This window comes from Arthrobacter monumenti (assembly GCF_054511255.1).
Window position 1 is genome coordinate 296,740 of sequence record NZ_JBTNCY010000007.1, and the last position, 18,142, is coordinate 314,881.

At 59.9% G+C, this 18,142-nt stretch carries 24 protein-coding genes; 14 read left to right on the forward strand and 10 right to left on the reverse strand.

The window, feature by feature from the left end:
* The first annotated feature begins 10 nt into the window (after window positions 1-10).
* From ACX80B_RS12795 to ACX80B_RS12820, 6 genes are all read left to right on the forward strand, one after another.
* Window positions 11-868, forward strand: coding sequence for an amidohydrolase family protein (locus ACX80B_RS12795; protein WP_459296677.1), 858 nt, complete (start codon window positions 11-13; stop codon window positions 866-868).
* A 344-nt stretch (window positions 869-1,212) separates the two neighbouring features.
* A complete protein-coding gene (locus tag ACX80B_RS12800) occupies window positions 1,213-1,347 on the forward strand; it encodes a hypothetical protein (protein WP_459296679.1) in 135 nt (44 codons plus the stop codon).
* Between the two features lie 169 nt (window positions 1,348-1,516).
* Window positions 1,517-2,671, forward strand: coding sequence for a glutathione-independent formaldehyde dehydrogenase (locus tag ACX80B_RS12805; protein ID WP_459296681.1), 1,155 nt, complete (start codon window positions 1,517-1,519; stop codon window positions 2,669-2,671).
* The gene (locus ACX80B_RS12810; RefSeq protein WP_459296683.1) at window positions 2,668-2,976 is read left to right on the forward strand and encodes a putative quinol monooxygenase; all 309 of its coding nucleotides are present in this window, start codon (window positions 2,668-2,670) and stop codon (window positions 2,974-2,976) included. The genes ACX80B_RS12805 and ACX80B_RS12810 overlap by 4 nt, the downstream gene beginning before the upstream one ends.
* Before the next feature lie 65 nt (window positions 2,977-3,041).
* The gene (locus ACX80B_RS12815; RefSeq protein WP_459296685.1) at window positions 3,042-4,163 is read left to right on the forward strand and encodes an L-dopachrome tautomerase-related protein; all 1,122 of its coding nucleotides are present in this window, start codon (window positions 3,042-3,044) and stop codon (window positions 4,161-4,163) included.
* Window positions 4,164-4,775: 612 nt separating this feature from the next.
* Window positions 4,776-5,012 carry a hypothetical protein gene (locus ACX80B_RS12820; RefSeq protein WP_459296687.1) on the forward strand — a complete coding sequence of 79 codons (237 nt, stop codon included), beginning with the start codon at window positions 4,776-4,778 and terminating at the stop codon, window positions 5,010-5,012.
* 582 nt (window positions 5,013-5,594) lie between these two features.
* Here ACX80B_RS12820 and ACX80B_RS12825 read toward each other — a convergent pair.
* Window positions 5,595-6,557, reverse strand: a complete 963-nt coding sequence (locus ACX80B_RS12825; RefSeq protein ID WP_459296689.1) for a phosphotransferase family protein — start codon at window positions 6,555-6,557, stop codon at window positions 5,595-5,597.
* A 183-nt stretch (window positions 6,558-6,740) separates the two neighbouring features.
* Here ACX80B_RS12825 and ACX80B_RS12830 point away from each other — a divergent pair, with 183 nt between their 5' ends.
* Together ACX80B_RS12830 and ACX80B_RS12835 are read left to right on the forward strand one after the other, a co-directional pair.
* Entirely contained in the window at window positions 6,741-7,724 is a 984-nt protein-coding gene (locus ACX80B_RS12830; protein ID WP_459296691.1) for a hypothetical protein, read from the forward strand.
* A 130-nt stretch (window positions 7,725-7,854) separates the two neighbouring features.
* On the forward strand, window positions 7,855-8,238 hold the full coding sequence (locus ACX80B_RS12835; RefSeq protein ID WP_459296693.1) for a YybH family protein: 384 nt from the start codon (window positions 7,855-7,857) through the stop codon (window positions 8,236-8,238).
* A gap of 121 nt (window positions 8,239-8,359) precedes the next feature.
* Here the strand turns inward: ACX80B_RS12835 and ACX80B_RS12840 are convergent, their stop codons facing one another.
* From ACX80B_RS12840 to ACX80B_RS12850, 3 genes are all read right to left on the reverse strand, one after another.
* On the reverse strand, window positions 8,360-8,671 hold the full coding sequence (locus ACX80B_RS12840) for a hypothetical protein (protein ID WP_459296695.1): 312 nt from the start codon (window positions 8,669-8,671) through the stop codon (window positions 8,360-8,362).
* A 125-nt stretch (window positions 8,672-8,796) separates the two neighbouring features.
* Window positions 8,797-9,315 carry a hypothetical protein gene (locus tag ACX80B_RS12845; protein ID WP_459296697.1) on the reverse strand — a complete coding sequence of 173 codons (519 nt, stop codon included), beginning with the start codon at window positions 9,313-9,315 and terminating at the stop codon, window positions 8,797-8,799.
* Between the two features lie 141 nt (window positions 9,316-9,456).
* On the reverse strand, window positions 9,457-10,215 hold the full coding sequence (locus ACX80B_RS12850) for a hypothetical protein (protein ID WP_459296699.1): 759 nt from the start codon (window positions 10,213-10,215) through the stop codon (window positions 9,457-9,459).
* Between the two features lie 160 nt (window positions 10,216-10,375).
* Between ACX80B_RS12850 and ACX80B_RS12855 the strand changes: the two genes are divergently transcribed.
* Window positions 10,376-10,915 carry an NUDIX hydrolase gene (locus ACX80B_RS12855; protein ID WP_459296701.1) on the forward strand — a complete coding sequence of 180 codons (540 nt, stop codon included), beginning with the start codon at window positions 10,376-10,378 and terminating at the stop codon, window positions 10,913-10,915.
* A gap of 155 nt (window positions 10,916-11,070) precedes the next feature.
* Here ACX80B_RS12855 and ACX80B_RS12860 read toward each other — a convergent pair whose 3' ends face one another.
* Together ACX80B_RS12860 and ACX80B_RS12865 are read right to left on the reverse strand one after the other, a co-directional pair.
* Entirely contained in the window at window positions 11,071-11,508 is a 438-nt protein-coding gene (locus ACX80B_RS12860) for a hypothetical protein (RefSeq protein WP_459296703.1), read from the reverse strand.
* Between the two features lie 268 nt (window positions 11,509-11,776).
* Window positions 11,777-11,980 (reverse strand): hypothetical protein, encoded by a 204-nt coding sequence (locus ACX80B_RS12865; RefSeq protein WP_459296705.1) that lies wholly within the window; start codon window positions 11,978-11,980, stop codon window positions 11,777-11,779.
* Between the two features lie 287 nt (window positions 11,981-12,267).
* Here ACX80B_RS12865 and ACX80B_RS12870 point away from each other — a divergent pair, with 287 nt between their 5' ends.
* Entirely contained in the window at window positions 12,268-12,876 is a 609-nt protein-coding gene (locus tag ACX80B_RS12870) for a recombinase family protein (protein ID WP_459296707.1), read from the forward strand.
* Between the two features lie 155 nt (window positions 12,877-13,031).
* On the opposite strand, the gene ACX80B_RS12875 is transcribed toward ACX80B_RS12870, so the two are convergent.
* Together ACX80B_RS12875 and ACX80B_RS12880 are read right to left on the reverse strand one after the other, a co-directional pair.
* Window positions 13,032-13,502, reverse strand: a complete 471-nt coding sequence (locus tag ACX80B_RS12875; protein WP_459296709.1) for an SRPBCC family protein — start codon at window positions 13,500-13,502, stop codon at window positions 13,032-13,034.
* A 244-nt stretch (window positions 13,503-13,746) separates the two neighbouring features.
* Complete coding sequence (locus ACX80B_RS12880) at window positions 13,747-14,490, reverse strand: NADPH-dependent F420 reductase (protein ID WP_459296711.1); 744 nt, start codon at window positions 14,488-14,490, stop codon at window positions 13,747-13,749.
* Between the two features lie 90 nt (window positions 14,491-14,580).
* Between ACX80B_RS12880 and ACX80B_RS12885 the strand changes: the two genes are divergently transcribed.
* Genes ACX80B_RS12885 through ACX80B_RS12900 form a run of 4 tightly spaced genes read left to right on the forward strand, consistent with a single transcriptional unit; the run spans window position 14,581 to window position 16,022 of the window.
* Window positions 14,581-14,970 (forward strand): MerR family transcriptional regulator, encoded by a 390-nt coding sequence (locus ACX80B_RS12885; protein WP_459296713.1) that lies wholly within the window; start codon window positions 14,581-14,583, stop codon window positions 14,968-14,970.
* 37 nt (window positions 14,971-15,007) lie between these two features.
* Window positions 15,008-15,460, forward strand: coding sequence for an MFS transporter (locus ACX80B_RS12890; protein ID WP_459296715.1), 453 nt, complete (start codon window positions 15,008-15,010; stop codon window positions 15,458-15,460).
* The gene (locus tag ACX80B_RS12895) at window positions 15,457-15,708 is read left to right on the forward strand and encodes an addiction module protein (protein ID WP_459296717.1); all 252 of its coding nucleotides are present in this window, start codon (window positions 15,457-15,459) and stop codon (window positions 15,706-15,708) included. Before ACX80B_RS12890 ends, ACX80B_RS12895 begins: the two co-directional genes overlap by 4 nt.
* Window positions 15,709-15,758: 50 nt before the next feature.
* Window positions 15,759-16,022, forward strand: a complete 264-nt coding sequence (locus ACX80B_RS12900; RefSeq protein ID WP_459296719.1) for a hypothetical protein — start codon at window positions 15,759-15,761, stop codon at window positions 16,020-16,022.
* A 167-nt stretch (window positions 16,023-16,189) separates the two neighbouring features.
* Here ACX80B_RS12900 and ACX80B_RS12905 read toward each other — a convergent pair whose 3' ends face one another.
* Complete coding sequence (locus tag ACX80B_RS12905) at window positions 16,190-16,780, reverse strand: GNAT family protein (RefSeq protein ID WP_459296721.1); 591 nt, start codon at window positions 16,778-16,780, stop codon at window positions 16,190-16,192.
* 8 nt (window positions 16,781-16,788) lie between these two features.
* Complete coding sequence (locus ACX80B_RS12910) at window positions 16,789-17,496, reverse strand: 4a-hydroxytetrahydrobiopterin dehydratase (RefSeq protein WP_459296723.1); 708 nt, start codon at window positions 17,494-17,496, stop codon at window positions 16,789-16,791.
* Window positions 17,497-18,142 lie beyond the last annotated feature (646 nt).

The window sequence follows — 18,142 nt, forward strand, 5'->3', positions numbered from 1 at the left end:
AGTGAACATCATGAGCGTAGCGCGATTGGATTCCCACCACCACTTCTGGACGCTAGACCGGGTACAACGGGGCGATTACCCCTGGATGCCGCCGGGACTCCTCCAGGAGGATCATCTGCCTGCCCGGCTCGGCCCGGAACTTGAGGACACCGGCGTGGCAGGCACCATCGTTATCCAGGCGGCTGAGAACGTTGACGAAACCCGCTTCCTGCTCGATCTAGCACACCGTACCGGATTCGTACTCGGCGTCACAGGATGGGCCCCGCTCGACGATCCGGAAGGGCTCGAGACGCTCGCGGACCTCGCCAAGGACGACTATTTGCTGGCCGTACGGCCAATGATCCATGACAAAGATGACCGCCGGTGGATTGCCCAGCCCCAAGTCCGCGAAAGCCTCCGCGCGCTGGTCTCACACGGCGTCCGCTTTGAAGCACTGACCCGCCCGGACTATATGCCCGCCGTCCACGAAGCCCTGGCCGCGGTACCGGAACTGCCTGCAGTCATCAACCACTTGTCCAAGCCCACCTTCCGGTGGGACGACGACGGTCAGTGGCGAACCTGGATGACGCGGTTGGCGGCACGTCCCGGCACCTACTGCAAGTTCTCCGGCATGCTGACGGAAGTCGGGCCGCATTGGACGGATGCCGACTTCGAGCCCTATGCACAGTTCATCTTCGAAGCCTTCGGTGAAGACCGCGTGATGTTCGGCAGCGACTGGCCCGTCTCACGTCAACTTCTCGAATACCCCGACGTCGTCGATCTCACCGAACGGCTTGTGACCTCCATCGGAGTTTCCAGCACCGACGCGTTTTGGCGACGCAACGCTGAAGAGTTCTATGGCGTACACATTCCGGAGCCGCCCCGTTAGCGCAGGGGCCAGAAGGACGCCGTGCTCACTCGATCCTGATCGCCTCTCGTTCACCACAGCGCTTCAGGCAGCTCGTGACCAGGTCATCCAAGCCGTCGGGATCATCGCGCAGGCCACTGCTGACCTGACCGGCCGGATCGGGGCCGCAGTCCTGCATGATCTCATGCCCGCCCGTCGCGTGCGGACCAGGCCCCGCGCAGTCAAACGCACGATCTCGAAGTACCGGGCCAAATTACGACTGCCCCTTCGTATCGCCCAACACGTGAGATTGACTTCCGTTGACCCCTCGACATGCTTTATAAGGAGGCTTAGGGTAAAAAGTGTCAGCATGATTCATCGGGGAAGTGGTGGAAACCAACGACGAACTCAAAACCGAGCACATGGCCACCCATGTGATGCCGCTACAGGAAGGCCCCAAGGGCTACGACATCTTCAAAAACAAAAAGGACAACTGCGTCAGAGCCGTCTTCCAACCCTAACCAACGGTGTAGTAGGCCAGGCGGCTCATCGGCGCTTTTGTCCATAACATGCCGGGACTCTTCTCCGTCCCACGTCCCCCGCTTTCGGGGATCCGCGCGATAGACGCGCAGCCCGTGGGCAGCCCAGCGGCAAGGCTGCCCACCACTAGCAACAGGAAGGTGAAAAACGATGAAAGCTGTTGTTTATAACGGACCGAGGGACGTCAGTGTTGAGGATGTTCCAGACGCCAAGATTGAACGGCCCACCGATGTGCTGGTGAAGATCACCGCGACGAATATCTGCGGATCAGACCTGCACATGTATGAAGGCCGCACCGATTTTGAATCCGGCCGCACCTTCGGCCACGAAAATATGGGTCAGGTGATCGAGGTCGGCGATGGGGTCGATAAGGTCAAGGTCGGCGAGCACGTGGTGCTGCCGTTCAACATTTCCTGCGGGTTCTGTAAGAACTGTGAACGCGGTTACACCAACTACTGTCTGACCACCCAGCCGGATCCTGCGGCGGCTGGCGCCGCCTATGGTTTCGCGGCGATGGGACCCTGGGCGGGCGGGCAGGCCGAAATGCTGCGTGTGCCCTACGGCGACCACAATTGTCTGCGCCTGGGCGAGGACGCAAAGGAGAAGGAGAACGATTATGTAATGCTCTCCGACATCTTCCCCACCGGCTACCACGCCACCGAAATGGCCGGCGTCATCCCCGGGGACACGGTGGTGATTTACGGTGCCGGACCGGTGGGGTTGATGGCCGCCCTGTCCGCCACCACCAAGGGCGCCGCCAGAGTGATGGTGGTCGACCGACATCCCGACCGGCTGCGGCTTGCCGAGCAGATCGGCGCCATCCCGGTTGATGATTCGAAAACCGACCCGGTCCAGTTCGTGCTGGATCAGACCATGGGGTTGGGTGCCGACCGCGGCTGTGAATGCGTGGGGTATCAGGCTCATGACCCGCAGGGCACCGAAGATCCGGCGCTGACGTTGAACCGGCTGATCGCCTCAGTGCGCTTCACCGGCGGGATCGGCGTCGTCGGCGTCTTCCTGCCAGCCGATCCAGGCGGGCCCACCGAAGATGCCAAACAGGGCAAGGTTGCCATTGACTACGGCCTGCACTGGCTTAAGGGCCAGACCATCGGCTCCGGCCAGTGTCCGGTGAAGAAATACAACCGGCAGCTGCGTGACCTGATCGCCGGAGACAAAGTGAAGCCGTCCTGGATCGTTTCCAATGAGGTCCCGCTGACCGGAGCGGCGGATGCCTACCGTAACTTCGATGAGCGTAACGACGGGTGGACCAAAGTTGTTATCAAGCCCGAGTTGGCGAACGCATGAGCGGCCAGGTCAGCGCTGCGTTGCTGGTGCGGGTTCAGGCGCAGCCGGGGAAGGAAGATGAGGTCGAGCAGTTCCTGCGTGATGGGTTGGCGATCGTGAACGACGAGCCCGGGACCGTGGCGTGGTTCGCGGTCCGGTTTGGTCCTTCGAGTTTCGGGATCTTCGACGCGTTTCCTGATGACGCGGCGCGGCAGGCCCACCTTGGTGGACGCCTCGGAACTGCTTTGATGGCCCGGGCAGAGGAGCTGTTCACCCAGGCGCCCGCCGTCGAACCCGTGGACGTGATCGCCCACAAACTTCCCTAAGCGGGCGGTCCCTTGAGCGCCCAAGTGATCGGAGACCGCCAGAAAATGACCGGAAGAGGTATGTCATGACGGATCAGATGCAGGAGCTTCCCGCCGAGCAGCCGCTGGGCCGATTGGAGGAGGTTGCCTACTTCCACGGTCCGATGCCAACGGGCGTCACGGTATCGCATGAGGGCCGGATCTTTGTGAACTATCCCAAATGGGGCGACGACGTGGAGTACACCGTGGCCGAGGTCGTCGATGGCGAGGCGGTTGCCTACCCCAACCAGGAAATCAACCGGAGCGATCCGGATAACCTGGCGGGCACCTTGATCTCCGTGCAAAGCGTGGTGGTGGATCCGGCAAACCGGTTATGGATCCTGGACACCGGCAGTCCGTTGTTCCAACCGACGGAACATGGCGGTCCCAAGCTGGTCTGCGTCGACCTGGCAACCGACACAGTGGTGAAGACCATTCTGTTTCCGACGGACGTGGCCCTGCCGACCAGCTATCTCAACGATGTCCGTTTCGATCTCAGGCGCGGGCAGGAGGGTATCGCGTACATGACAGATTCCTCAGACCAGGGACCGAACGGAATTGTCGTCGCCGATCTGGCCACCGGCGAAAGTTGGCGGCGGCTGCACGATCACCCCTCGACGAAAGCGGAAGAATTGTCTCACTTCGTGCCGGTAGTCGAGGGGCGGCCCGTGCTGGAACGTCAACCGGACGGCTCTGTCGGGCCCGCGATAGCGATGGGCTCCGATGGTATTGCCATCGGCAGCGACGGCGGCCGGCTCTACTATTGTCCGCTCGCCAGCCGCCGGCTGTACAGTGTGGCCACCGATGCGCTCGTGGACCGTTCACTCGACGATGATGCCGTGGCTACCACAGTCACGGAGGAAGGGGACAAAGGCGGCGCCGGTGACGGGCTCGAATCGGATGCGGCGGGCTACGTTTACGCGACGAACTACGAGCACAATGCCGTCCTCCGTTGGGCTTCCGGTTCCGACGGAGCCTGGGAGACGGTGGCACACGATTCCCGGCTGTTGTGGCCGGACACACTCTCGCTGGGCCGCGACGGCTACCTCTATGTCACAGCGAATCAGCTGCACCGGCAGTCGGACTACCAAAATGGCGAAGACCTGCGGGCCAAGCCCTACACGCTGTTCCGGATACGGGTCGATGCCGAACCGGTGCTGCTGCGCTGACCGGCAAGCTCAGTCATAGCCCCGGGACGCTCCCACAGAAATGGTTTGAATAACGCTGGAAATCCGGCTATTCAACCAACAACTGCGGGAGCGTTGGCGTGTTTGTGGGCTCGTAGCGCACGGTCCGCGCGGTACTCCGAACTGCCGCACCAGTCTGGCCCAGCAGGGCGATTGTTTGTCCGGCGGGGATGTCCAGGGACATTTTTGGGCAGAGCTCACCCCAACGCCGCTGCACGACAGAAGGAAGAGAAGGTGCACAGACCACCGATAACGGTCAGAACTTAAGCTAAGGCACCAAAAGCAGTGAATATCCAGTAGTCTTCCGCTGACAGCTTTCAGTGAGGGGTCGACTTGATCGATTCGACCGGGTTGTATCAACCCGCAGTGATTCCCCCGGTCCGCCATCCTTGCGGCGGCGAGATGTGTCCGCTCACCCATCCCTCAGCGGGTCGGTAGCTCACGTGGGGGCGAAGAGCGCGTCCGATCCTTCGAAGCCAGGATTTCTGCCACGTGGTCCTTCATGGAATCCCTATATTCAGGGCACCCCGAGCGGTACTGTCATTCCTTGACAGCGATGGACTCCAACTACATTCTCAATTAGGAGCAGGCCCAGTGAGCGATGCCATTGGAATGAGCCTGTTTGGAGTGATTCTCCGCCTCGCCGTCTCCGTCGTATTCATGATTCGGAAGCCATTATCCAGGATGGGAGGGAGGCTGGTCCCAACTAAACAACCTGACAAGCTCTACCGTTTCCAGCTTCGGTTTGCAGCCGTCATGTCGAGCATATTCTTCCTGGTGGGGCTGACCATGATCGTTGCGGGTCTGATCTGGGAATTTGGGGGAAGCTGAATGCATATCGTTACCGGCATTCTCATCGCTCTGGTGGGTGTCACCTTGATATTCATTTCTGGGTCACTGGCGAGGTTCCAAGCCCGAACCTTCCACGAGTTTGGCATAGCCGTACGCACCGCTGACCGTTTTGTCCCCGCGTTGATGTGGGGTAGCAGAGTATTCGGAGTCCTGCTTATCGCACTCGGCTTATTCATTGCCATAACCGGATACCTATGAACTGCCACGTCGACAACCCCACCACTGCGACACATGCCCGCAAGAACACGAGGCGCTGATCCGACATACCGATCCGCTTACGGCATGGATCCGCACCGACGATTCGTGCAGGCAACTTTGGATATACGGCGTTTTGCGCAGAGGACTTCTGACATCAAAATGTCCACACTCGGCTGCACACGAACCGTTTTCCTGCGCGACGGTGTGCAGACGACTTCGGAAAATGACATCAGTTGTCGGCGTCTCGGAATTCATCGTTTCTGTACGCCCTGTGTTCAGCTGTACGCGCCTAGCTCGGGGGGGGGGAACTATCCCGCCTAACCCAATATGGCGCTGACGTTCATCGCATCGTGAAAGCGCCGGTTACTTGAGCAGGGGTGCGAGATAGCCGCCGTCGACGTCGAGCAGATCAGCGAGCAGGCGGTCCGGCCGCCAGTCCTCGACACTGTCAAGGGCCAGCCAGATGTCAAGGTCGCGGAGCTGGTCGAGAATCGCGGCTCCATGGATAAGTGCTCGACCATGAATTGGATCCATATGACGAGCGGCGATCTCAACCGCGGCGTTGCCTGCCTCCGAATCAACGCAATGGCCTTCTTCGGATACGCGAGCCTCATATACCAGCCGGCACAGGTCGATCTCGACCGGACCGAGCACGGCAAACTCAAAGTCCAGCAGGGCGACGACCTCCCCGTCCCACAAGGCATTCATCAGCGCGAGGTCACCATGATTGACGATCTGTTCCACCAAGGGTGCAGTCCGAAAGTAGCCCTCGATGACTCCATGGAGCCGCGACCGCTGGGCGCTGGACAGTCCCAGTCTGACTTCGGCGCGGCTAGCAGCCGCGGTGGCAGCGTCGAGCGTAGCCGGTACGAACCCCCCGTGCGGGGCCACAAGCGTCTTGAGAGACGGGCTCGCGTCGTGCACGATCTGGGCCCGAACCCACAGCTGACGGACCGCCGATTCCCGCTCCGCAGGCGTCAGCGTCGGCCACGCCTCGTGGAGGTTCTGACCGCGAACCTCCGCGCTCACTATCCAGCCGTGGCCCTCGGTAGTGCCCTCTCCAAGGATCTCTGGGTGCCCGACCTCTCGCGGAAGAGCCCGCACGAGCGCAGCCTGGCGTGCCATGTCAACGGGTGTATGCGCGATCCGCACGGCGATGTCGTTACCGACCCACGTCGCGTTTGAGTACCCATTGGCTCGCCGCATTCGCGCGAGTTCGCCGCCATAGTGCGCCGCCACCTCAGCGGCCAAGCCCCGGACAAGGGCTGTGCTGATCGGGTCGCGATCCTGGTCGAGCGGATGAATACTTTCAGTGGGCTCTTCCATAGGGTAATCATCCTGCCATAGTCAAAGGGTCTATCCGGTCCGGATAGGTGACGCGCGACTTGTCTAACTGCGCTAGTGAGCGCGGATCATCACTGCTCATCTAAGGGGGCAGTGTCTCACTGACCATCGTGCCGTGGGACGGAGCAGGTACTCTTCCTGCTGCGCGTGAGATAATGCTCAATCATGGCTTCCCTTGTCGCTCACTGGTCGAACACGGAGTTCCGGGACGACGCGACGACGTGGGTGGATAAATCCCTGCTTGCCCGCGGGGAGCGTCGAACCGGACCGCTGGAAGAAGTCAGAGTCCGCTTCTGGTCGGCAGTTTTCCGGGTTCCGATGAACTCTGGGCAGGCGTACTTTAAGGTCGCTAATCCGGGACAAGCCTTCGAAGGTGCCCTGCTAGCGGCACTCGGACGGATTGCCGCCGAACGGGTCATCGTTCCGTGGGCAATTGAGCCTCAGCAAGGATGGTCGCTCCTGCCTGACGGAGGCCCGACACTCAACTGGACATCGGAGCGGGACTGGCTAACACTCATTTCGGATGTAGCCCAGTTGCAACGTGCCTGCACCGAACACACCGGAGTGCCCGGCCTCGTTCCCCACTACCCGGTTGCCACCGCTGCTGACGAGATAGAGCGACTCGTGGCCGATCTGGCGACACGTCCGTATGACGACCATCAACGCATCAACCACGACCTGGCAGCCCAATGTCTGAGCGGTCTGCCCCGACTACGAAAACGCATGATGGTGCTGGAACGGACCAAACTGGCACCGACACTGCAACCGAACGACGTCCACCCGGGCAACGCCGTCCGACCTCTCACCCCCGGCAAACCGTGCAGGGTTTTCGACTTGGGCGACGCCGTTTGGTCCCACCCGTGGGCCGTGTTGCATATAGCCGGCCGTGGGATCGGTGGTGTCGAACTGAACGACCCATGGCCGCAGAACTCTGCCACGCGCCGACTCGTTGACGCATATGCCGAGCATTGGCCGGAGATTGACCACTCCGAGCGCGCAGAAGTCCTCGACGCTGCTGAGCAGCTCGGTAGTCTGCATCGCATCGCACCATGGCAACGGATGATTGCTGCCGTTGATTCCTCTGAGCAAACCATCCGTCTGCCGAGCCTTGGTGCTTGGCTGGGCAAGATACTAGCCAGAGTTCAGTAGCGCGGCACCTCGCGTGTGCACAATTGCGGTCCGGCGCGTCGATCTGTTTGCGCATACCAAGCGGAAACTGGTCTCTGCGATTCTCGATTAGCCCAGCGTGACCCAAGATCCTGATTGGTACCCTGCTTCGATGGACACCAAGGATGAACTAATTGCCGACCTCGAGTCCTTCATGAAGGAGTACGAGTCTCGAACGAACGCGCGAGACATGGCGCGATGGCGGGAAACCATCGCTGAAGATGCGACGTACTGGTTTACCGATGGCTCCTACGAGGGCATAGACAACATCGTTGACGCCGTTCAGGGCACGTTCGCTGCGATTCAGGACGAGGTCTACACCATCAGCAACGCGCAGTGGGTGGTTGCGACGCCCGAAGCGGCAGTGGTGCGCTACCAGTTCCGCTGGGTTGGGTACATCGATGGTCAGAAGAGAGAGGGCCAGGGGCGGGGCACGAACACGCTGGTTAAGCGTGAGGGTCGATGGCTCATGCTCCACGAGCATTTGAGCGTCTAAACTAAGAGCTTGGCGTGGCGAGCATTGACGTTTTCGATGTCGTTCACGCGCATATCATCTCCATTGAGCGACGAGCCCCAAATATCTTGGCTCATTTATTGCGCTGGTAGACGGAAATGGTTCACGGAACGTAGTCAATCCGTTTTCCTGCGGCGGTGGCGTACGCAATCTCGTTGGCAGTGGATTCACCGATGTAGTCCCCTGGGCAGACAACCATGACGCTATCCGCCACGTCGATCTTGCGCAGATGCAGCGCGTTGAGTCGCTGTCGATCGTCTTCAGTTAATCGGCCCCCGTCACCTTCGAAGTTTACAGGAGCAACGACGATATCTCCGTCGAGAGATAACCGCCGTATCAGCTCATTCATCTGCGGCCAGAACTTCACCGACCCGCAAATGCAGACGATGCGAGGTCGAGGATGTTTGGTGCTCAAATTCGCTCCTTCGATCATCAGCACGAGTCTGAATCGTCTCACATTCGAGCCCAGCCGATTGATAGAGGACGCGACTTCAGAATGTCCCGTGGGAGGAATCCCTTCCGGGGCACCATGAGCGTCGCTTATCTCGGTGTTTTAGCTGCCGATACGGCCGAGCAAAAACTGTCGACAGATTGGACGCTGACGGTGTACTTCCGGCCGTTCTTCAACTCGATGTCGACTTGCGCGCCGCCACTGATAAACCCGCGATGCCCTTTGCCAAGGTACCGGTACCCGTAGCCTCCACTAGGAAAGTAAGAGTTTTTGACGGAGTCAATTTCATTCAGAGGTAATCGGGCTCGTATCCCCGCGGAGGAGAGGAATACTCCCTCGCCGCCGACCTTGGCTGTTGTCCTGGCCCACCGCGGACCAAGGAAAATGATCATTGCCGCAGCAACCACCAATAAAGGTATCCAGATAACCGCTAGGCCTGTCGATGAGGTTTCTGGCGGCAGAAAGAGCCCCAGCAGCAGCGAACTCAGGATCAGGATACCGGCACCGCACATGATCACCTTCGCAGTGGAGTCGGCTTCGACAGTTGAAACATAGGTCCGCGGTTGCGGCGCTACGCTGCTGTCGGCTGAGTCTTGATGCCCCATCATAGATCTACCCAGTTCCCTCGGTTCTACCACTCCTCACCAATCCTAAGAGAGTGAACGCTCAAGTCGAGGCGATTCTATTGCGGATCCACGAGGTCTACGACTTCACATACCGATCCTTGACTGGGTGCAAAGCGTTTCAAGCTACGCAGTCTTTGTGGTGATCTGCTTTATGAATTTGCGGGAGGATTTTTTAGATTCCCGCAGGATGGAGAACAGCTCGGTTCTGTCCCCCAGTGGCTCCCGAAGCTTGTAGGCCTCCCATAAAGGGTAGGCTTCGAGCCCTGAAGCATGCGCGAAGGTTTCATCATCGTTCCCTGCCCATTGCAACGCCTCGCCGAAATCGTTGGTCACATACGCGCAGAATCGCTCAATCCATAAATAAGCGGGTTTGCCGCGGCCCAAGCGGAGCCGCCCGGACCTGTGGAGGCTCCGGACAACCACCACACCGGGATCCGGATGATGCTGCACCGGTTCGGTACCGGCGGCGTCGTCAGATTTTCCGGAGACATTGTTCTTGTCTTTCATGGCGTGCCACGTTCCTGATTCGAACCGACGCGCCACGAACGTGTCCGGGCTTTCGGTTGATCGGTATTCGCTTCTGCACAACTCGTGCCCGCGATGCTGGGCCGGCAACATCAGGTCAAAGATGTCCACGCTTTTCTGTCCTTTGAGGCACCCTTGCTTGGCTTCCTTCCGGGCAACGTCGAATGCCTTCGCAGGAGTTGGCGCGTCGATGAGGACCAGACGCTCTTCGTACAGTGACCGGCTCCTTCTGCCTGCCCTGGACCACTGCAGGACTCCACGGGCGATGTACCAGTGATGCCGTGGTGAGGGAAGGATGGAACGTTCCGTCGATTCCGTTGTCGACTTGGTCGAACCTGAACTGAGATCTATGTCCATGCAGGCATCGTATAGGCGTTGAGCCGTTCGAGACAGGTTCAAGTGAAGATGGCCGGCGAGGGATGGATATGGGTGATCGAGTGCCGTACATCCAGACGTCGAAAAGCGGTGTTTGGCTCTCATCGACGTCAGAAGGCATGGCACTGGATAGTCTGTGGACATGATTGAAACCGCAGGGATGCCCGCCCACCAGCCAGACTCGAACTTCAAGTCGATTCGTGTCGCCGCTGGCATTGTCCGGTGGGGAGACTCATTGCTATTGGTTGACCAACTAGTGGATGGGCGCCGTTACTGGAGTCTTCCCGGGGGCGTTATGGAGGAAAACGAATCGATCCTCCCCGGCCTGGCTCACGAGATTTTTGAAGAGAGTGGGATCTCAGCGCGTCGCTTCGGTGCCCTGGCGCACGTTATCGAGCTTCGTACTGCGGATTTGCTTTCCATCGCCTGTGTTTTCGAAGTAGACGAATGGGAGGTGACCATAGGGCACGTCGCTGCCGATCCAGCCGGCGAGGTGATAAGGGCTCAGTTCTTTAGCATCCCCGAAACAATTCGGCTGCTCAGTGGGCTACCTTGGTCTTTCATGTCTGAACCGATCATTGAGTACCTTTTGGGTTCTGGTGGGCAGTTCTACAGCTACTGCGCTCCGGCCGGATCGGATGAGCCAGCCAGAGCACAAAGAGCCCACTCTATGAGTGTTTGATAAGGGATCCTCTGCCGGTCTTCGACCTGCACAGTATGTCAGACCTGACCACCGGCCTCGGCTCCCCGGACCTGCATTTTTGACCCTTGTAACGAAAATCTGCGAAGTCTCCGGTGAGCTCCTTGGAACCGGGCAATCGATCCTAACCGAAACACTCATGATGGCGTTAGTCGGCTTGGATGTTCTCTGAATTCGAAAAGAAGCATGAACAGCAAGTTGGCGACCAAAAGTAGATAAAGGGCAAGGCTGAGAATAGATACGTCCGTTATGAGTTCGTAGGTACACCATACGGCTCCAATGATCACCAAAAGTACAAAAAGGATTCGTTTCCACTTTTTGTAAGCTGGCTCATAAGTTCCATTCCTGCTCAATGAAAAACCGAGTTGTGCGGCGCGAATCAAGGTGAATATCCCCATCGTGAGTATCACCATGGGCATAGTGGAGTTGTTGGTGCCGGTCCCCACTGAAAGGGCGAGAATCAGGGTGATACTCACTGCCGCAAGCACCGTCATAATAACTGCGGCTGAAGTACGCGGCAATCTTGCTCGTGATTCTTCTGGACGGGAGCCCGCGGCACCACTTGTTCTGCCCATACGTCTTCCCTATCTGTTGGGGTCGTTGGCCCCATAACTAGCCTGCACAGATGCCGGTGCCCACGTAACCGCCACCTTAAAGCAGCGGATTCGCGGCCCTGAATCCTGCCGAGGAAAATCGTTCAAGTTGGCTGAATGCCCAAGAGAGGTATGATGCTCGACATCCAATAGTATCCATTGGATGGTTTAGCATTCGGTCACTAACTCTTGGCCATTAATCCCAACGCATGCCGGGTGATCCGGTAATGGATCCTTTTGGGGACTTCATCTAGTCCCGGTTGCGACGCCGCCTCCGCCTCGTCAGGAAGATGCCGCCGAAGGCGGCTAGCGTCACAACTGGCATTGTCCAGATCACCGGATAAATAAGGCTGGGAACAAGCCCGGCGACGATGGCTAGGGCCACGATAATCACTAGGCTCGGAAGGAGGAAGGCTGCACGCAGCTTGATGTCATCGCCAGGTTGCTCAGCCATTGTCCACGTTCCATCTTCCTTGGGCGAGAAGCCTATAAGCCGGACCTTTACACAGTAGCGGTTTCTCGCAGTACAAGCTTCGAAATGGCGGCAATGACAGGCGCGGGGGCCTATGTCCGTGAAACGTAGGGCCCGATAGCCGATCGGCTTCCGGTGTTGAAGCTATGGCCCTTGCAGAAATCCGCCCACCGAGCGTGGTTTTGGTTAACCGTAGAAGGTGCGGCAATCAGCCGTTGCCGGTAGCCGGGAAAGTCCTCTCGAGCCGGCCTCATCTCTGGAGGTGCGCCATGGGTGCACTGCTTGTCGGGTATGCCCGATGCTCCACCGACCAACAAGACTTGACCGCCCAACGCGACGCTTTGCTGAGCCTTGGTGTCGAGACCGATCGGATTTATGTCGATCACGGCCTGACCGGCACGAACCGCGAACGTCCCGGGCTGCGCGAGGCTCTCGCGGCATGCCGAGCTGGTGACACACTCGTGGTCACCAAACTCGACCGGCTCGCGCGATCGCTGCCCGACGCTCGCGCAATCGCTGACGAACTCACCAGCCGCCAGATCAGTCTGAGCTTGGGCGGCTCGGTCTACGACCCCAACGACGCAGTCGGACGACTACTGTTCAACGTGTTGGCGATGGTGGCCGAGTTCGAGTCCGATTTGATCCGGCTGCGTACTCGAGAAGGCATGAAGGTCGCCAAAGCCAAGGGGCGGCTGCGAGGCAAGCAACCGAAGCTCAACCTACGGCAAGAGGCGCACCTGGTGTCGCTGGTGCATAGCGGCGAGTACAGCACTGCCGAGATCGCTGATTTGTTCGGCGTAGGCCGCTCGACGGTCTACCGCGCCATCGAGCGGCAGCGCATCCGCACGAAGACCGGCATCACCGAATGGGACGGTTGAGCCGAATCCACTTCGCGAAGGTGTCCCGCACAGCCGCCCTATGCGGGACACCTCCCGCGATCCAAGCGTGACTGTCCATCCTTCTCCACAATAGGTTCCACTTACGACGTTCCGGGGCTGCTCGTGAGAGCGTCAGCTAACCGGATGACGAACCGCTATGTGGGTTTTGGCGCTTGTTCGGTGAGCATGGCCAGTCGTTCGACGGATGCCATCAACCGCTCTGATGTCGTGCTGCGTGCCCGCTTGAGGCGGGACTCGTCGGTAAGGTCACTCCAATCGTAGGTGTGCGTGACAAGGGTCCGTCCGGGTCCCAGCTCTTCCAGCTCCCACCGCCACAGGTGGCCCGGACGATCCTTGCCGGGTTCTGTCGGCATCCAGGCGATCCGGCGTCCTTCCTCGAACTCGACGATGTGGTTCTCGCGCACGTTTCCGCCGGTGAGCGTCATCACGAAGACGTCACCGACGGTGTGTGCGCGCTGACCGGGTTCGGCCTGAGCGAGATTGTCGTTGCCGTCCCAGCGGGGTTGTTGTGCCGGATCGGCGATGAGTTCGAAGATGGTAGCGGTTGGAGCGGCGATCTCGCGGCTGGCGGATACGATGCGTTGCTCGGATGTCTGGTCGGTCATGCTTTACGTTCTACCACTGAGCCCGCTGATGCGCAGCCGCAGCGGGTACAACGCATTGCCCGCACGAGCTACGGCACAGCACGACAAGCCCCCCGCAGAGACCGAGCGCCGTCCTGCTGCACCTTCGGCTTACGGATCGTACGGACGCCGCTGGAAGTGACGCCGCCGCGGAGTGATCAAGTCCACAAGAAGGGGCGCTGGGTCGGCAGCTATCTAGCCGAGGAAAGTGGCGATGAGAGTGTCGTTAGCTGTAGAGGCCTCGGTTGAGCTCGACCAGATCGTCGGAGATGAGGGTCTCGCCCTTCTCGATCTTCTCTGTGATCGCGGCGATTGCGAGGTATCTTCGCTGCGGGATCAAATCCTTCTTCGCAGCTGCAAGAGCACTAGGAACTTCCTGGAGCGTGAGATCGGCGCAGTACGCAGGGGCTCCGGGCTGCTGACGCCATGAATCGGCCAGGGAGCCGGAGTCGATGGCATCGAAGCCGGTGTCTTCCACCAGGCGCATTGCTACAGCCTTGTCGGCCTCGCGGTCCGCGGCGACGGGAATTGCGATCCGACCGGGGTCTCCTGGTGCTGTGCCCTTGGCCTCGAAAGACCCCGCTACGATGGCGTTCCAGGCCTTCGTGACGGGACGTCCGAGCTGCTCGGTGACCCATACACTTTCGACCTGTCCCTCATCGAGCGCCTGCACCTGCCCATCGCGCATGGGGTAGTAGTTCGAGGTATCGAGGATGGCCGCATCGCTTGAATGGTTCGCAATGAGGGACCTGATGGCGGGGATACGACTCAGCGGTACGGAGATGATGAGGGCTTCGATGTCGGTGACGACGTCTGGGGCCTCTACTGCCCGGGCGCCCGCTGCCACGATCTCTGAATCGATGGTCTCCGGGCCACGGGAATTGGCGATTTTGACCTCGTGTCCTGCTCGGCTGAGCTTGGTGGCCAGTGTTGCTCCGATGGATCCTGCTCCGAGGATGCCGATCTTCATGAGAATCCCTTCGTTGAAGTTGTGGTTAACTCCATTGTTAACCTTTCCATTAGTGTGAAGGTCAAATCGTCGTCACGAAAGGGAACTTTTATGCGCATTGGTGAACTGTCCGAACGGTCCGGTGTTCCGCCTCGGATGCTGCGGTATTACGAGGAGCAGGGCCTGGTGGCGCCGCGCCGGCTCGATAACGGCTACCGGTCCTACGACGAATATCTCGTGGACCGCGTCGGCAAAATCCGTGGTCTCATCGAGGCGGGCATACCAACCCGGGTTATCGGAGACATCCTGCCCTGCTTGGATCGACCACAAACCATCGTCGTTACTGACCCGGATCCAGAGCTGCGGGAGATACTTCTTCGGGAAGGTGACCGGATGACCCAGAGGATCGACCTGCTCGTCCAAAACCGCGAGTCCATCAACCGCTACATCCAGGCAATGGACTCAGCCCTAGATGTAGCGGCAGAGAAGACCGCCAGTTAACTACATCCCATTTGTGTGAAGGTTGCACGATTGGTCCATGACCTCACCAAAAATCGAGACTGCGCCATCCCGAACGCCAATAAAGTTGCCTATTGGTAGTTTGCTTGCCCTTGCTGCCGCGGGTTTCCTTACTGCAATGCCGGAGACACTTCCCGCCGGCATCCTGCCGGCCCTGAGTGCGGATCTGGGCGTGACTGAAGCTACTGCGGGGCAGACGGTAACTGTCTACGCGATTGGTCGATCGCCGGGTCCATCCCGATCATCAATGCGACGAAAGGCTGGCCCCCGCCGGCGCCTGCTCGTCATGGCTCTTAGCGGATATACGGTCACGAGCCTGCTGGTAGCTGTGTCACCGTTTTATGCCCTCACTCTGGTGATTCGCTTCGCGACGGGTGTCTTAGCTGGCGTCCTGTGGGGGATCGCTTTATGCTCATTTCGGAAGCCGCTGGCAGCCGCGACGTCGGCGAGCTGCCGTACACTAGTGATATGACACAGAGGTTCGCGGAGTACGTCGAGGCGGGTTACGAGCTGACGCCCGACGAACGGTTGGAGGCCGCTCGGATGCTTCGCTTAAGTGTTGATCAGGACACCGACAGCGAACAGGCCGATATCGATGGCGCTTGGGCTGACGTGATCGACCGACGTGTCGCGGAGGTCGTCAGCGGACACGCCAGACTCGTAGATGGACACGCTGGCTTGGCTCAAATCCGCGCTGAGCTCGCCGCGCGTCGTAAGTGACATATCGATGGCGTGAGCATGAAGCAGCCCACGACGAGCTCCGTTAGGCTGTGCTTTTCCTCGAGGACGAACGCGAGGGCTGGGGCGACAAGTTCGCTGACGCTGTCGAGGCCGCCATCAACAGCGTTCTGGATTCTCCACATAGCTGGGGTCTGCACAGAGGTGAGCGTCGGAAACCGGCTGTTCGTACCAGGAGCGTCGCGGGATTTCGATACGACATTAAGTACATCGTCCAGAATGACGAAGTCGTCATTGTGGCGTATGCGCACGAGCGTAGACGGCCCGGCTACTGGACGAGTCGTATCAACGAATGACCTGCGTGGTGGTCCCGGCTGCTCTTCAGGCTCGGCGGACACGGTCGAGGCTCCAAGCTGGCAGTGACCCGTAAATGGGGACCTTTCCCGAGACGTACGTGTTCCGCAGGGGATCCTCTACTGACACATCCTGCGGCACGTCGTTCTGCGGCTGGTAGTGACCGGCCTCATGCAGGCTCGACCGTCTTCGCCATGACGCAGTTCTTTAGCCCTTTGGATCGGTCATAGGTGAAGCCGAGCCGTTCATAGAGTAAACGGGTGCCGTTGTAAAGGAACGACGACGACATCTTCTTGGTCTGGTTGGTCAGGTCGTGGGGATAGCTCTCGACCCGACCGCCGCCGGCCTGCGCAATCAGGTCGAGCGCACCGGTGATCGCCAGCTCGGTCACGCCCTGTCGCCGGTGGCGCTTGTCGACGAAGACGCAGGTGATTCGGTAGTCGGGGTCCGCGGTCTTGGTGGCGTCGTACTCCTTGCGGTGGTGGATGTTGGGCAGCTCGTCCAGGGCGCCGTACTCTGCCCACGCGATGGCCTCGTCGCCATGCATCACCAGCGCGGCGTGCGCCTTGCCCCGCTCGACATAGGCCTTCTTCATCGCTCGGCTGCCGTCGTATCCCGGGGCTCGCTCGGCACAGTCCGGGTGGAAGTAGGTGCACCAGCAGCCCCCGAAGATGCCATTGTGCCGCTCCACCATGGCCTCGAAGGCGGGCCAGGTCGCGGGGCTGAGCGGCGCGATGGTGTATGACAACTCCGTGGCCATGCTGGCAGTCAACCCTTGCTGGCAGCGGATACGTCGACGCAGACGATGCCCTGGTTGCCGTCTTGGTCGGCGATCACGGTCAGCATCGGCGCATTGCTGTCATCGACGATAGTCCCTCCTGCGGCGAGGGCGGCGGCGACCCGCTGCCCGGCCACCTCAGGTGCCACGTAGACCTCGACGTGGAACCGCTGACGCGGGGTCTCATGCTCGTCGGCGTCTCCGAACCACAGGTTCGGCACCCGTCCCGTGGCGTCCCGGATCTCGTCGTCGGGCGTCCCGCGGCCCTGGGCCTCGGCGTCCCCGGTCAGCAGGGCGGCCCACACGGGGGCGATGGTCGCGGAGTGCGCCGTGTCGAGGCCGAGCTCGATGTCGCTGACCGAGGTTGGGTCGGCGTCTACGTTGTGGTCGGCGGCGATGTCGGTGATCCGTCGCGCGAGGTCGATGTCCTGTTGGGTCACCCATTCGACGACATGTTCAGTGCCCTCGTCGTCGCGGTAGATGGCGTCGTTAGTGACCAGTTTGAGGTCGACGTGCCCACTGCCGATCGACACGCGCGGGTGGTGTCCGAGCGTGTCACCCGCCTCGCCCACGGTGGTGACGAACCGTGCGCCGGTGCCGAAGTCATCAATCACGTAGCGGGCATGCAGTCCCTGGGCTAGCTTGCGCCAGTCGGTCAGCTTGGCCTCGGCGATCGCTTCCCCCAACAACATGTCCATAGACGGGGAGTCTACACGTGATTCAACTCACAACGCTGGCGCGACGAACAACCGGAGCTGTCACGATGAGCGTGGACGCCCTGAAGACTGCCCGTTACGCCGCTAAGTTTGAAAGCTCGCGCAACGTCCTGGGGAAACTGCTTTACATGAACGCCCCAGTCCTCCAAGCACGCACGCTAACTGATCGCCGAAGCAGATCGGCTTGCGGGACGAGGGCGCCGTCAGTCGAAACGGCTGTGATGTCTATCTGACAGATTCCCCGCTACCTCAGTGCTCAGGCAAGGGTGCCGTAGCTGTTCTGATAGGTCTTTCCTGGCTTGGGGTGGGTGAATTTGATGGCTGACCAGGTGCTGTCCACGCTCAGCGCAGTGCTCTCCACAAGCCCGTGTTCGTAACCGATGCGGATGATCACCGGAAGGGTTAGATCCGTCCCGAGTTTCCCCGTTACCTTTTTAGTATCCCCGAATTGAGCAAGACTTGGGGTTGCTGGCCTGTCGGTCCCGGCATGATTTTTACCCCCAGTCGTTGATGATCCGGGGGGTGTTGTCACCGGGAGTCGATAGGTGCCAGGTGATCGCTAATGGGGACACGACCAGCTGCCGCAGTTGAGGAAGCAGGTCAGCCGTAACGTGGATGCCGACGCTTG

Bases quoted from the DNA above. Each gene is read 5' to 3' on its own strand.
- ACX80B_RS12870 (WP_459296707.1), top strand. From the start codon at position 12,268: ATGGGTGCACTGCTTGTCGGGTATGCCCGATGCTCCACCGACCAACAA.
- ACX80B_RS12835 (WP_459296693.1), top strand. From the start codon at position 7,855: ATGGACACCAAGGATGAACTAATTGCCGACCTCGAGTCCTTCATGAAG.
- ACX80B_RS12860 (WP_459296703.1), bottom strand. From the start codon at position 11,508: ATGGGCAGAACAAGTGGTGCCGCGGGCTCCCGTCCAGAAGAATCACGA.
- ACX80B_RS12850 (WP_459296699.1), bottom strand. From the start codon at position 10,215: ATGGACATAGATCTCAGTTCAGGTTCGACCAAGTCGACAACGGAATCG.
- ACX80B_RS12910 (WP_459296723.1), bottom strand. From the start codon at position 17,496: ATGGACATGTTGTTGGGGGAAGCGATCGCCGAGGCCAAGCTGACCGAC.
- ACX80B_RS12885 (WP_459296713.1), top strand. From the start codon at position 14,581: ATGCGCATTGGTGAACTGTCCGAACGGTCCGGTGTTCCGCCTCGGATG.
- ACX80B_RS12825 (WP_459296689.1), bottom strand. From the start codon at position 6,557: ATGGAAGAGCCCACTGAAAGTATTCATCCGCTCGACCAGGATCGCGAC.
- ACX80B_RS12880 (WP_459296711.1), bottom strand. From the start codon at position 14,490: ATGAAGATCGGCATCCTCGGAGCAGGATCCATCGGAGCAACACTGGCC.
- ACX80B_RS12810 (WP_459296683.1), top strand. From the start codon at position 2,668: ATGAGCGGCCAGGTCAGCGCTGCGTTGCTGGTGCGGGTTCAGGCGCAG.
- ACX80B_RS12895 (WP_459296717.1), top strand. From the start codon at position 15,457: ATGACACAGAGGTTCGCGGAGTACGTCGAGGCGGGTTACGAGCTGACG.
- ACX80B_RS12890 (WP_459296715.1), top strand. From the start codon at position 15,008: ATGACCTCACCAAAAATCGAGACTGCGCCATCCCGAACGCCAATAAAG.
- ACX80B_RS12865 (WP_459296705.1), bottom strand. From the start codon at position 11,980: ATGGCTGAGCAACCTGGCGATGACATCAAGCTGCGTGCAGCCTTCCTC.
- ACX80B_RS12855 (WP_459296701.1), top strand. From the start codon at position 10,376: ATGATTGAAACCGCAGGGATGCCCGCCCACCAGCCAGACTCGAACTTC.
- ACX80B_RS12905 (WP_459296721.1), bottom strand. From the start codon at position 16,780: ATGGCCACGGAGTTGTCATACACCATCGCGCCGCTCAGCCCCGCGACC.
- ACX80B_RS12875 (WP_459296709.1), bottom strand. From the start codon at position 13,502: ATGACCGACCAGACATCCGAGCAACGCATCGTATCCGCCAGCCGCGAG.
- ACX80B_RS12815 (WP_459296685.1), top strand. From the start codon at position 3,042: ATGACGGATCAGATGCAGGAGCTTCCCGCCGAGCAGCCGCTGGGCCGA.
- ACX80B_RS12845 (WP_459296697.1), bottom strand. From the start codon at position 9,315: ATGATGGGGCATCAAGACTCAGCCGACAGCAGCGTAGCGCCGCAACCG.
- ACX80B_RS12795 (WP_459296677.1), top strand. From the start codon at position 11: ATGAGCGTAGCGCGATTGGATTCCCACCACCACTTCTGGACGCTAGAC.
- ACX80B_RS12830 (WP_459296691.1), top strand. From the start codon at position 6,741: ATGGCTTCCCTTGTCGCTCACTGGTCGAACACGGAGTTCCGGGACGAC.
- ACX80B_RS12805 (WP_459296681.1), top strand. From the start codon at position 1,517: ATGAAAGCTGTTGTTTATAACGGACCGAGGGACGTCAGTGTTGAGGAT.